At 58.7% G+C, this 12,190-nt stretch carries 12 protein-coding genes; 9 read left to right on the forward strand and 3 right to left on the reverse strand.

Features of this window, described 5'->3' with window-relative positions; genetic code table 11:
• Positions 1–78 precede the first annotated feature (78 nt).
• From H6973_11935 to H6973_11975, 9 genes are all read left to right on the forward strand, one after another.
• Positions 79–315, forward strand: coding sequence for a HypC/HybG/HupF family hydrogenase formation chaperone (locus tag H6973_11935; GenBank protein MCP5126302.1), 237 nt, complete (start codon positions 79–81; stop codon positions 313–315).
• Positions 308–661, forward strand: a complete 354-nt coding sequence (locus tag H6973_11940; GenBank protein MCP5126303.1) for a hydrogenase maturation nickel metallochaperone HypA — start codon at positions 308–310, stop codon at positions 659–661. The genes H6973_11935 and H6973_11940 overlap by 8 nt, the downstream gene beginning before the upstream one ends.
• 5 nt (positions 662–666) lie before the next feature.
• Positions 667–1,515, forward strand: a complete 849-nt coding sequence (gene hypB / locus H6973_11945) for a hydrogenase nickel incorporation protein HypB (protein ID MCP5126304.1) — start codon at positions 667–669, stop codon at positions 1,513–1,515.
• A gap of 23 nt (positions 1,516–1,538) precedes the next feature.
• On the forward strand, positions 1,539–2,660 hold the full coding sequence (gene hypD, locus H6973_11950) for a hydrogenase formation protein HypD (GenBank protein ID MCP5126305.1): 1,122 nt from the start codon (positions 1,539–1,541) through the stop codon (positions 2,658–2,660).
• 24 nt (positions 2,661–2,684) lie between these two features.
• Complete coding sequence (gene hypF / locus H6973_11955) at positions 2,685–4,937, forward strand: carbamoyltransferase HypF (GenBank protein ID MCP5126306.1); 2,253 nt, start codon at positions 2,685–2,687, stop codon at positions 4,935–4,937.
• A 125-nt stretch (positions 4,938–5,062) separates the two neighbouring features.
• On the forward strand, positions 5,063–5,428 hold the full coding sequence (locus tag H6973_11960) for a cyclic nucleotide-binding domain-containing protein (GenBank protein ID MCP5126307.1): 366 nt from the start codon (positions 5,063–5,065) through the stop codon (positions 5,426–5,428).
• Positions 5,425–7,974, forward strand: coding sequence for a circularly permuted type 2 ATP-grasp protein (locus tag H6973_11965; protein MCP5126308.1), 2,550 nt, complete (start codon positions 5,425–5,427; stop codon positions 7,972–7,974). Before H6973_11960 ends, H6973_11965 begins: the two co-directional genes overlap by 4 nt.
• A gap of 2 nt (positions 7,975–7,976) precedes the next feature.
• Positions 7,977–8,885, forward strand: a complete 909-nt coding sequence (locus H6973_11970; GenBank protein MCP5126309.1) for a transglutaminase family protein — start codon at positions 7,977–7,979, stop codon at positions 8,883–8,885.
• 69 nt (positions 8,886–8,954) lie between these two features.
• A complete protein-coding gene (locus tag H6973_11975) occupies positions 8,955–10,028 on the forward strand; it encodes a serine protease (GenBank protein ID MCP5126310.1) in 1,074 nt (357 codons plus the stop codon).
• A 45-nt stretch (positions 10,029–10,073) separates the two neighbouring features.
• Here the strand turns inward: H6973_11975 and H6973_11980 are convergent, their stop codons facing one another.
• Genes H6973_11980 through H6973_11990 form a run of 3 tightly spaced genes read right to left on the reverse strand, consistent with a single transcriptional unit; the run spans position 10,074 to position 12,170 of the window.
• Positions 10,074–11,333 (reverse strand): sodium ion-translocating decarboxylase subunit beta, encoded by a 1,260-nt coding sequence (locus tag H6973_11980; protein MCP5126311.1) that lies wholly within the window; start codon positions 11,331–11,333, stop codon positions 10,074–10,076.
• A 19-nt stretch (positions 11,334–11,352) separates the two neighbouring features.
• Positions 11,353–11,763 (reverse strand): biotin/lipoyl-binding protein, encoded by a 411-nt coding sequence (locus tag H6973_11985; GenBank protein MCP5126312.1) that lies wholly within the window; start codon positions 11,761–11,763, stop codon positions 11,353–11,355.
• 59 nt (positions 11,764–11,822) lie between these two features.
• Complete coding sequence (locus H6973_11990) at positions 11,823–12,170, reverse strand: OadG family protein (protein ID MCP5126313.1); 348 nt, start codon at positions 12,168–12,170, stop codon at positions 11,823–11,825.
• Positions 12,171–12,190: the final 20 nt, after the last annotated feature.

Raw genomic sequence — 12,190 nt, forward strand, 5'->3', positions numbered from 1 at the left:
GTCAACCACTCTTGCAGGTCACTATAATTAATGAAAGGGTACAAAAGTACACTTTATGACCTTGGGAGTCATCCGACTATGTGTCTGGCCATTCCAATGCAGATTACGCAAATTAACGGTTTCGAGGCCCGCTGTTCCGCTAAGGGCGTCGCGCGCGATGTTAACCTCTTCATGTTGCAGGATGAGCCGATTGGCATTGGGGACTGGGTGCTGATCCATGTCGGCTACGCCATTCAGAAAATCAGCGCCGAAGAGGCCCGGGAATCCTGGGAACTGTTCGATGAATTGTTGGCCGGGGAAGAAGTGAGTGCATGAACTCTCCCTGTGCCAGAACATCATCGATCAGCTCACCGACCTGGCCAACGTCCATGACGCGGTCGCGGTTGCGCGGATCGAAATTCGGGTCGGGATGCTTTCAGGGGTCGAGGCGCAATTGTTGCGCAACGCCTTTACTCTGATCCAGGCGGGAACCATTGCCGAAACGGCGGAACTGATCACAGAAGTAACCGCGCCGCGCGTGGCCTGTCGCGTGTGCGGCGCAGAATCCGAAACCTCGCCCAATAACCTGATGTGCCCGGTCTGCGCGAGTCTCGATACGAAACTGATCGACGGGCATGAATTGATCCTCGCGCGGGTTGAACTGGTCACCAATGAAGACTGATCGCTATGTGCAATACCTGTGGATGCAATATCACTGACGGCAATCGCCATTTGCTGAGTCCCCCTCCGGATCGCGCTGCGCCGATTTCCACTCCGGAGAGGATTCTGAACGGCTTGTTGGACCAGAATGATCAGCAAGCCCGAATCAATCGAAGCCGGCTTGACGCGCAGGGCGTGTTAACGATCAACCTGATGTCCTCGCCCGGTTCCGGCAAGACCTCGCTGCTGGAGTCCACCATCCGCGCGCTCCAGGGCAGGTTGCGCATCGGCGTCATCGAGGGTGATCTGGAAACCGAGAACGACGCTGATCGTATCCGCGCGCTCGGTGTTCCAGTCCACCAGATTACGACCGGTACAGCCTGCCATCTGGATGCGCACCTGATTCATAGCGCGCTTGATCGCCTGAATCTGACCGACCTGGATCTTCTGTTTATCGAAAATGTCGGCAATCTGGTGTGTCCCGCCAGTTTTGATCTGGGTCACCACCGCAACGTGATTCTGTTGTCGGTTACCGAGGGTGATGACAAGCCGGCCAAGTACCCCGTCATGTTCCGCGCCGCCGATCTGATGTTGATCAGCAAGACCGACCTCTTGCCTTATCTCACCGAGTTTTCGCCGGCACGGGCAGAGCATTGTTTGCGCCACTTGGCGTCGACTGCGCCTGCTTTGCATCTATCCGCCCGCTCAGGTGAAGGCTTGACCGACTGGCTCGGATGGCTGACAGCGGAAGTCGATCACTACCGCGAGCTACTCAAAGAACACCAAACCTTGACGCCGCGGGTCGAATCCGAAGGCCGCAGGCTCCATGCGCCGGGTCCGCGCATCACCTTCAGGCCACTGACCGCGACGACCTGAAATCCACTGCCGGAGAGTCGCTCATGTCCCATCGCGCCCAGGACTGGCTGGAAAAGATCCAAGCCCTCGATCTGTCCACTCCCGTCCGCATCATGAATGTTTGTGGCGGCCATGAGCGTTCGATTGCTATGGCGGGTCTGCGTAGCCTGTTGCCGGAAACGATCCGCCTGATTCCCGGGCCGGGCTGTCCGGTGTGTATTTGTCCCGAAGAGGATATTTATCAGGCGATCCAATGGACCTTGCAGGAGCCAGCGATTGTGGTCAGTTTCGGCGATATGCTGCGGGTGCCGGTCAATGCGCCGCGTGGCGAAGTCCGTTCGCTGGAAGAGGCTAGGGCCGCCGGCGCGGATGTCCGGCCGATCGCTTCGCCACGGGATGCGTTGCACATCGCCAAAGCGCAACCGGAGCGACCGGTCATCTTTCATGCCGTGGGCTTTGAAACGACGCTGGCCCCCATCGCGGCCCTGATCGCCGAAGGATTGCCGGATAACCTGTTTCTGTTGATGAGCGGTCGGCTGACCTGGCCGGCGGTGGCGATGTTGCTGGAGTCCGGCGACGCCGGCCTGGACGCCCTGGTTGCGCCGGGCCATGTCTCCACGGTGATGGGACCCGAGGAATGGGATTTCGTGGCGACGCGCCATCATATTCCCACAGCGATCGCCGGATTCACGCCGGACAGTTTGTTGGCGGCGACTTATGCGGTGCTCAGACAGGCGTTGGATGGCGAACCCCGGCTGGAGAATTGTTACACGGTGGCGGTGAAGCCCGGCGGTAACTCCGTGGCCCGGCGCTGTTTGACTGAGTGTTTCGACGTGGTCGATGCAAACTGGCGCGGGATTGGAACGATTCCCCATTCCGGCTATGCGCTCAAGGCGTGTTATGCGGCGCACGACGCCCGATTGCATTTTCCCGAAACGCAGACGGAAGGTCGCCGCCGGGTCGGAGACATGCCGCCGGGTTGCGATTGCGCCCGCGTGGTGCTGGGCAAAATCACGCCTCCGGAATGCCGCATCTACGGTTCGCCCTGCACGCCGCGCACGCCCATCGGCCCATGCATGGTATCGGACGAAGGAGCCTGCCGTATCTGGTGGGCGTCGGGTATTCGTGAACGCGCAACATCTCCCGCCGAGTCCATCGCCGCCTGAGCGCATGGTTAAAGCGCGGGCAATATGACCGGATCGGGGATTGCGCAACGCATTCGGATTCAGGGCCGGGTTCAGGGCGTTGGATTCCGTCCTTTCATTGGCCGATTGGCCCGGCGGCTGGGACTGCGGGGATGGGTGCGAAACCGCAGTGGGGACGTTGACATTCACATCGAGGGTGAATCGGCGCAACTTGCCGAATTCGTTCGCGCCCTCTGTGCGGAAGCGCCGCCCCTGGCTCGTCCCGAAACGCCTGTGGTCGAAGATGCGGAGTTTCTGGGCCACCTGGAGTTTACGATTCGCGAAAGCGAAACGGGCGATTCCGGGCCAGTCGTGATTCCCCCCGATCATTTTGTTTGCGCGGATTGCCTGCGGGAAATGGCCGACCCCGCCGCCCGTCGCTACCGCTATCCGTTCACCAACTGCACCCAGTGCGGGCCGCGCTACACGATCATTGACCGGTTGCCCTATGATCGACCCAATACGGCAATGACCTGCTTCCCGCTCTGCGCCGATTGTCAGGCGGAATATGACAATCCCGCCGACCGTCGCTACCATGCTCAACCCCTAGCCTGTCCCCGCTGTGGACCCATACTGGAATTTCGAGGTACAGAATTAATACCCGTATCCGGTAACGAAGCGGCGCTGGCGGCCTGTGTTCGGGCCTTGCAGGTGGGCCTGATCGTCGCCGTCAAGGGCATTGGCGGCTATCACCTGATGTGCGATGCGCGCTCCGAACCGGCGGTGCAACGGTTGCGGGAACGCAAGCATCGACCCTGGAAACCGCTGGCGGTGCTAGTCCCTGAAGATGCTTCATCCAGTGGCGCAATGACGCAGATTGCCGCTCCGAATGATGTGGCGCTGGCTTGGCTGCGGTCGCCGCTGCGCCCGATCGTACTCGCGCCCAAATCGCCTACGTCCGTACTCGCGCCGTCGATCGCGCCGGGACTTGGGGAAGTAGGTCTCATGTTGCCTTACAGCCCGTTGCATCATCTGCTGGCCACCGATTTCGGCGGGCCGCTGGTCGCCACCTCAGCGAATATCAGCGGCGAGCCGGTGCTGACCGACGCTGAGAGCGTGGAAAAACGACTCGGCGTGGTGGCTGACGCTTTCCTGCATCACAATCGACCGATTCGCCGTCCCGCTGACGACTCGGTGTTGCGGATGATGGGCGGCATCCCCCGGCCGTTGCGCCTGGGACGAGGTCTCGCGCCGGTCGAACTGCGGCTGAAAACGCCCGTTAATCGGCCCACCTTGGCGCTGGGCGCGGATCTGAAGAACACCATTGCCCTGGCTGTAGAAGACCGTGTGCTGGTTTCACCGCATCTGGGCGATCTCGGCGCACCCCGGAGCCTGGAGGTGTTCGAGCAGGTCATCAAAGACCTTTGCCGGCTTTATGCGGTTACCCCTGAACGAATCGTCTGCGACGCTCATCCCGGATATTTCTCAAGCCGCTGGGCGCGCGGACGGGATATCGAGATTCAGCGGGTTTTCCATCATCCTGCCCATGCTTCGGCGCTGTTTGGCGAATTTGCCCTGAAAAAACCGATCCTGGCGTTCACTTGGGATGGTTTGGGTTTTGGCGAAGACGGGACGCTCTGGGGCGGCGAGGCGCTGCTGGGGATGCCTGGACAGTGGCGGCGGGTCGCCAGCCTGCGCCCGTTCCGCTTAATCGGCGGCGACCCGGCGAGCCGCGATCCTTGGCGGTGTGCGTTGGCGATGTGCTGGGAAGCCGGTCTGGATTGGCCGGACAGACCTGTTGAAAGCGGTTTGGCGCGGACGGCTTGGGAACGCGAGATCAATTGTCCGGTGACTTCGTCGGTTGGCCGCTGGTTTGATGCTGCCGCTGCATTGATCGGCGTCGCCCAAACGCAAAGCTATGAAGGGCAGGCTGCGATGATGCTGGAAGCACGTAGTGCAGCCTCTCAGGAATTCGTCGAAATGCCGCTGTATTTGGACGACGGAATCTGGCGCGCAGACTGGTCGCCGCTTTTACCCGTGCTAATGGATGAAGAAAGAACCATCGCGGAACGTGCGTCCGGTTTCCACGCCAGCCTGGCTACGCTCATTCTGCGTCAGGCCGAGCGCGTCCGGCAGATACATGGCATCCGGCAGATCGGTTTGGCTGGCGGCGTCTTCCAGAATCGTATTCTGACGGAACAGGCCATGCGGTTGCTTTCGGATGCCGGCTTTGAGGCGCTGTTGCCCGAGCGTCTTCCCGTTAACGACGCCGCCATCAGCTTTGGCCAGATTGTCGAGGCGGCAGCCGGGCCGGGATAAAGTTGCGCTCTCCTCGCTACCCCGAATCTGGCAAAGTCGGCTACACTGTCGCCTATTCTTATCCGCGAACCGGCCAGCGCCGGCGTTCTTACCCCGGTTGATTCCCCGCATGACGAGAAGCTCCCATGTCAACGCAGGAACTTTTTAACAGAACCGAAGAACATCTGCCCTTTTCCGCTGGTGAAGCGATTTTCCAGCAAGGCGAACCGGGCGATACTTTATATATCGTGGCTGAAGGCCAGGTCGATATTCGGATGGGCGACCAGCTCATTGAAACCCTTGGTGCCGGGGATATCCTGGGTGAAATGGCGTTGATCGAAGATCGCCCGCGCAGCGCCAGCGCCATCGCTGTCACCGACTGTTTGCTGGTTCCCGTCACTCGTCAGCACTTCCTTACCCTCATTCAACACACCCCCCTGTTCGCTATTCAGGTGATGCGGGTCCTGGCCAATCGTCTGCGCCGCACCACACAACAACAGAGGCATTCATGATCCAAGCCGCGGTTGCCTACCCGGACGAACTGGAATCGCCCAGCGAAACCCTGGTCGCCAACTATCCGGTCGACGAAACCGGCTATGACGAGATGTGTTCAGCGCCGGGCGTATTGCGTCCGCATTGGCGAGAGATCGCCAAATCGCTGGAAGAAATTGGCGGTGAGGAACTGGAGCGCCGTCATGGCGAGGTGCAACGCTTGTTGCAAACCGATGGCGTTACTTACAACACGTATGACGATCTGCGCAGTTCACAACGACACTGGCTGGTCGATCCCATTCCCCTGCTGATGACGGGTGAAGAGTGGAGCGAGTTGGCGACCGGACTGGAACAGCGCACCCGGTTAATGAATGCGCTGCTGGCGGATTTATACGGCCAGCGACTGGCCATTCGTCAGGGCTGGCTGCCTCCGGAATTGATCTATCCCCATCCCGGATTTCTCGCGCCCTGTCATCAATCGTTGCCGGCCGGGCAGCGTGAGTTGATTTTTCATGGCATCGATTTGGCGCGCGGACCGGACGGCGTGTTCCGGGTCTACGGCGACCGCACGCAGTCACCCGCGGGCGCCGGTTACACGCTGGAGAACCGCATTATCCTGGCGCGGGCGCTGCCGATGCTCTATCGCGACGCCCCACTGCGCCGCTTGGCCAGTTTTCTGGAAACCGAACGCGCCACCCTGGCGGGATTGACCCGGCATCATCCCGAAAATCCGCATGTGGTGCTGTTAACGCCAGGTCCGAACAGCCCGGTCTATTTCGAACATGCTTACCTGGCCAATTATCTGTCGCTCAGTCTGGTGGAGGGCGAGGATCTAGTGGTGCGCGATGGCCGAGTCTGGTTGAAAACCCTCGGTGGTTTGCAGCCGGTCGATGTGATTTTGCGGCAAGTGCTCGACGCTTATTGCGATCCCCTGGAATTGCGCGGCGATTCCCTGCTGGGCGTTCCGGGACTCCTGCAAGCGGTGCGGGGCGGTCATGTAGTCCTGGCCAATGCCTTGGGCAGCGGCATTATCGAAAACCCCGGATTAGCGGCGTTTTTGCCGCTGTTATGCCGACAATTGCTCGGCGAGGATCTGAAGCTGCCTTCGTTGCCGACCTGGTGGTGCGGTAATTCCGATGATCATGACTATGTGCTGAGTCACCTCGATCGCTTGGTGGTGCGTTCGATTTTGCCCAACGGACCCTATTGGGAAGGTTGTCATCTCGACGATACTTTACGAACCCAGTTAATCAAACAGATGCAGGCTAAGCCTCATCTGTTTGTCGCCCAGGAGCCTCAGCCGTTATCGACCGCGCCGGTGCTGGAAGAGGGCAAATTGCTGCCGCGCCCAGTGATGTTGCGCGGCTTTGTGGTCACCGAGGACGATGGGTATCGGGTGATGCCCGGCGGTTTGGCCCGCGTGTCCTCTGGGCTGGATACCCTGCAAGCCGCTCTGCAAAAGGGCGGCATCAGTAAGGACTGGTGGGTGTTGGCGCAGACTCCGCAACGCCATGTCAGCCTGCTGCGTCAGGCTCACGGTCCGATCGTGGCGACGCGCGATGGCAGCGATCTCCCCAGCCGGGTCGCCGATAATCTGTTCTGGTTGGGCCGCTACAGCGAACGGTTCGACGGCACAGCGCGGTTGCTGCGGGAAGCGCTGGGTCGACTGTTGGAATGGGAGCAGGATAATACCGATGAACGCTGCCTGGATGACCTGTTCGAGGCGTTGGATATTCCGGTGCCACCGGTGGCGGAATCGCCGCGCGCCCGCTTCTTTACCTTGCGAGAGACCCTACTGGGTCTGCTGCTCGAGTCCGAACATCCCGGCAGCATGGAGACTATTTTCAACGGCATGTTGCGCACGGGACGGGCGGTGCGCAATCACCTGGGCGATGACAGCTGGCGGTTGCTGAATCGCCTGCAACAATGGGTGAAGGAACCGTCGCCGGGATTAGGCGCCCGGCAAGCACGGGAGTTGCTGGAAGAACAACTGATGCTGGTGGCGGCGTTCTGCGGACTGAATAACGAAACCATGCCTCATCATCAGGGCTGGCTGTTCTTCGACATCGGGCGCTATCTGGAGCGGGTGCTGCGCACGCTGGAGTTGTTCAAACTGGCGTTCATCACCGCTCGTCATCCTGGCGTGCCGCTCTGGGAAGTGGTATTGACCATTACCGACAATCTGACAGTTTACCGGCGGCGCTATCGTTCCGCGCTGCACCCGACGGCGATCATTGATTTGCTGCTCTTTGATGAAGGCAATCCCCGCTCGGTCGGTTATCAACTGCGGAGACTGCAACGGCATATCGGTCGCCTGCAACAACCGGACGACTCTCCCTACCGCAGCGCCGAAGAACGACTCATTCTGGAAGCGATCTCCACCTTGCAGTTGGCGGATATTGCAGCGCTGGCGACCCTGTCCCATGACAGTACGTATTCTAGTACCGAACTGGATCGATTACTGGACGCCCTGCACACGCCTTTGTCGAGTCTATCCGAAGCCTTGACCCATAGCCATTTCAGCCATGCCGAAGTACCTCAGCAATTGATTACCATGCGACCATAAATATGCGGTACACCATTACCCACCGCACGATTTACCAATACAGCAGCGGTGTAGCGCTCTGTCATAACGAAGCGCGGCTGCTGCCGAGGGAAACCAACTGGCAGCTGTGCCGACCCAGTCAGATCCGGATCAAACCACGCCCCGCGTTATTCGTCGAACGTCAGGATTTTTTCGGCAACCGGGTGCTGTACTTTGCGATTCAGGATATTCACCAAAAGTTGGAAGTCACTGTTGCGACCGAGGTGCGCGTCCTCGATGAGCGCTTATTCGATGAATCCAGCCCCTCGCCACCCTGGGAGCAGGCGCGTCAAATGTTGCGGGCAGACCCCGATCCGGAAATTATCGAAGCCCGACTGTTTCGGCTGGATTCGCCGTTTGTAGCCGCCCATCGCGACTTTCGCGCCTACGCAGAACCCAGTTTTACTCCAGATCGCCCGTTACTTGAGGCCGTGGCTGATTTAAACCAACGTATTTACGAAGATTTTACCTACGATCCACATTTCACCACGGTCGCTACCCCACTCAACGAGGTGCTAAGCGAACGGCGAGGGGTTTGCCAGGACTTCGCGCATTTGGCTATTGCCTGTTTGCGCTCGCTGGGACTGGCGGCCCGCTACGTCAGCGGTTATCTGGAAACCCTTCCGCCGCCTGGCCAGCCCCGGTTAATTGGCGCCGATGCTTCGCATGCCTGGTTGGCGGTGTACGTCCCTGGAACGGGATGGGCGGAGTTTGATCCAACCAATAATTGTATGCCCCAGGAAAAACATGTCACCGTGGCTTGGGGACGCGATTATGGCGATGTAGCGCCCTTGCAGGGGGTAATGACCGGTGGCGGCGCGCACACGCTCACGGTGTCGGTGGACGTAGCGCCCAATCCAGAACCCATGAAGGCCAAGAAAAGCAAAGCCTAAACGGAGACTGTCCCAGGGTCGTTTATCATCTTGTTGATTTAGAAAGCAACCGGTAGCGATGGGTAAGTAATGATGACTCGAATCTGGCAAATCGCCTTCAGTAGTCTGTTGTTGATTTTTATAATGATTCCTGGTCAGGTTTCAGGTGCGAGTCAAAAACTTGAGCCTCGGATTATTGGCGGCCGCGAAGCCACTAATTTTTATCCGTGGATGGCGGTTCTGGTGTTTGCCTCGGAACCGGATGTTTACGATGGGTTCTTTTGTGGCGGATCATTGATCGCTGCAAACTGGGTAGCCACCGCCGCGCATTGTGTGGAGACTGAGTTGCCTAGCGAGCTGGATGTCGTGTTGGGCGTGCGCGACCTGAAGCAGGATTTAGCCAATGGAATTGGGCAACGCCTCGGCGTCAAGCGCATTGTTATTCACTCGCAATATGATGCAGGATCGAGCGATTTCGATATCGCTCTTCTGGAATTGCAAGAGGTCGCTAATGATGCGCCTATCCCGGTTTACAGTGGTCAGGATACCCTGGTTGGCCAAGAAGCGTTGATCCTGGGATGGGGGAATACTCAGCGCCGAGGATGGCCGCAATATCCAGCGGTGTTGCAAGAAGCCTTCTTACCGATTGTCGCTAACACGGTTTGCGCGACAGCCTTGGCGCCTGAGGAAATTACTGACAACATGCTATGTGCAGGCTACGCTAAAGGCGGCACGGATACCTGTCAAGGCGATAGTGGCGGACCGTTGCTGGTGAATCTGGGAGAGTACCAGTTGGCGGGCATCACCAGTTGGGGGATCGGTTGTGGCCGGGCCGGCAAATATGGGGTCTATACGCGAGTAGCCAATTTCTCGGCCTTCATTCAGGACAGCCAGCATCGTGATTATTTCGCCTGCGCCGACGTTAATGGCGACAGCGTAGTCGACGCGCAGGATCAAAATCAAAAACGCACTGAAGTCAGAGATGAGTTCAGGCAGTGGCTGCAAGAGTGCTGGTCTACGCAGGCAGACTGTGGCGATGTCAACGGGGATGGTCAGGTCAACAATACCGATAGACGAGTGCGTCGGCAGGCTATGAATAACCAGTACTTCTATTGGCAGCAGAGTTGCTGGTATCCGGAACAGACCACGCCAGCCCAGCAATAAGGCTGCGCAAATGTAAAAAAGGCCGCAAACGCGGCCTTTTTCGGTTCAACCTTTTGGCAATAAGAGGGCAATGAAAGTCGCAGCAAAAATCGCGCTGGTAATGACGCCGCTGATGCTGGCGCCAAGAGCATGTGGTAGGACGACGACTCCGGGACCGACCGACTTCTGCGCGACTTTGGCGCAGGTAGGCACACAACTCACCCCAGCGATGCCGGTGACGGGATTGTATTTCTTGCCGGACAGGTAATATATCGCGTAGCCACCTACAATCCCCCCGATACCGGAAATCAGTAGCGCCAGAATGCCCAGCACCAGCAGTTTCAACACAATCGGATTCAGGATCGTGCCCGCTTCGCACAGTACGCCCAACAGCAGCCCCAGAAAGAATGTCGCGCTGTACAGCACCGTGTTCGAGAATAGCTCGAAGAAGTAGGTCATCTGGCTTTCCCGAACCACCACCCCGATAAACAGTGACAGGAACAACGGTGACGCCACCGGAAACAGCAGGCTCAGCAGCACACAGGCAATCACGGCGAATACCAGCTTTTCATTAGAACTGATCGGCTTGGTTTTCTCCATCGGCATAGGCAGGTTGCGTAGCCGTTCGGGAATCAACAACTTGATCAGGTACGGATATCCACCGTAAGTCAGCCCCAGATACAGGTAGGCCACCACCGTAATCGGTACGAACAAATCCCGCGCCAGCTGCAGCGAGGTGAACAGCACCATCGGCCCATCAGCGCCGCCGATGGTCGCTACCGACGCTGCTTGCCCCGGCGTCAGCCCCAGCGCTACCGCAATCGGATACACAAAGACCGTACCCAACTCGGCGAACAGGGCGACAAACATGCTCTGAAAGGGGCGGGCCATCACGAAGCCGACATCCAGCAGCGTGCCGATGCCCATGAAAACCAGGCAGGCAATCAGACCGTTGCTGAACATGAACGTGTAGATTGGTTGCAGCCAGTTGATCTGCAAGATATTGACCAGCGCCCCAGTGTCCGAGGCCAACGGGGCGACGAACAGGGTGCCAGGCAATTGTTGCGCCTGCTCGGCGGCGATGTTCAGACCAGTTGCTGGATCGTAGGCCGAGAAGAACATGACGCCCGCATTAATGGTAGCCATGCCCAGACCCATGGGAATCATCAGCAGGGCTTCCAGCACGCCTTTGCGTCCCAGATACAGCAGCAGGACGCCTAGTGCCATGAGAAAGACACGGCCGAAGGCGATCTTGGGATCCGTAGAGAACCCTTGCAACAAGGTGTTGATACCTTGGAAAATATCAAGAAAATTCAGGGATTCCATAATGGAACGCTCCCGGTCATCAACCGATGGTTAACAAGACCTGCCCAGCATCGACCGGATCGCCCGGCTTGACCGCGATGTTGGTCACTTTGCCGCCATGCCGGGCGACGACGTGGGTCACCATTTTCATGGCTTCCAGCGAGACTAATTTGTCGCCTTCGCTGACCGCCTGACCAACGCTAACATGCACAGTTTGCACTACGCCGCCCAGCGGCGCGACTTCATCGCCCGGACCTGCGGCTGCTGCTCCAGGCGCTGGCGCTGCGGCAGCGGCGGGCGTTGGCGCGGTAGGCACTGGGGCCACCGGTTGCGGCGCAACGCTCATGCTGCCCGGCTCTGGGTATAAACTCTGAGAGCTGTCAGTTGAAAGGTCTTCGACGGCAACAATGTACTGTTTGCCTTCAACAGTGATACGGAATTTCTTCTCCATGGATGTTTTCTCGCAGGAAAGGGTAAGGGATAGGGAGATTGAAAAACATTCGGGTGAAATCAACGGGAGCGAGGCGCGTGCGACGTGTGATGAACCGAACGCGCCTCGGCGGTCCAACTGTAGCCTCGGGCTAGAGCTTCAATGTGGACGATTCGGTGCGCGCCAGACATCACTGCGACAGCAGCCGTAATCACCGCCAGGTGTTCCGGTGGAATACCAGCGACCGCTACCGGTTGCAGCGGCGCAGCCGGTTTGACTGCGGTCGCAGGCGCAGGCGCGGTCGTTTGTTGCGATAAGGCCCAAACAATGCCGCGAATAACCAGAGCGACCAACATCGAGACGACGATCACGATGCCGTAGATCACGAAGATGTCGCCAATGGCGTCCATCGTAGTGTAGGTGTTCATCGATAAATTTCCGTTAAGTG

It is taken from the genome of Gammaproteobacteria bacterium (genome assembly GCA_024235095.1).
GTDB lineage: Bacteria > Pseudomonadota > Gammaproteobacteria > Competibacterales > Competibacteraceae > UBA2383.

Coding starts and splice junctions, on each gene's coding strand:
- H6973_11960 (MCP5126307.1), top strand. CDS start 5,063: ATGTCAACGCAGGAACTTTTTAACAGAACCGAAGAACATCTGCCCTTT.
- H6973_11990 (MCP5126313.1), bottom strand. CDS start 12,170: ATGAACACCTACACTACGATGGACGCCATTGGCGACATCTTCGTGATC.
- hypF (MCP5126306.1), top strand. CDS start 2,685: ATGACCGGATCGGGGATTGCGCAACGCATTCGGATTCAGGGCCGGGTT.
- hypB (MCP5126304.1), top strand. CDS start 667: ATGTGCAATACCTGTGGATGCAATATCACTGACGGCAATCGCCATTTG.
- H6973_11965 (MCP5126308.1), top strand. CDS start 5,425: ATGATCCAAGCCGCGGTTGCCTACCCGGACGAACTGGAATCGCCCAGC.
- H6973_11970 (MCP5126309.1), top strand. CDS start 7,977: ATGCGGTACACCATTACCCACCGCACGATTTACCAATACAGCAGCGGT.
- H6973_11935 (MCP5126302.1), top strand. CDS start 79: ATGTGTCTGGCCATTCCAATGCAGATTACGCAAATTAACGGTTTCGAG.
- hypD (MCP5126305.1), top strand. CDS start 1,539: ATGTCCCATCGCGCCCAGGACTGGCTGGAAAAGATCCAAGCCCTCGAT.
- H6973_11985 (MCP5126312.1), bottom strand. CDS start 11,763: ATGGAGAAGAAATTCCGTATCACTGTTGAAGGCAAACAGTACATTGTT.
- H6973_11980 (MCP5126311.1), bottom strand. CDS start 11,333: ATGGAATCCCTGAATTTTCTTGATATTTTCCAAGGTATCAACACCTTG.
- H6973_11975 (MCP5126310.1), top strand. CDS start 8,955: ATGATGACTCGAATCTGGCAAATCGCCTTCAGTAGTCTGTTGTTGATT.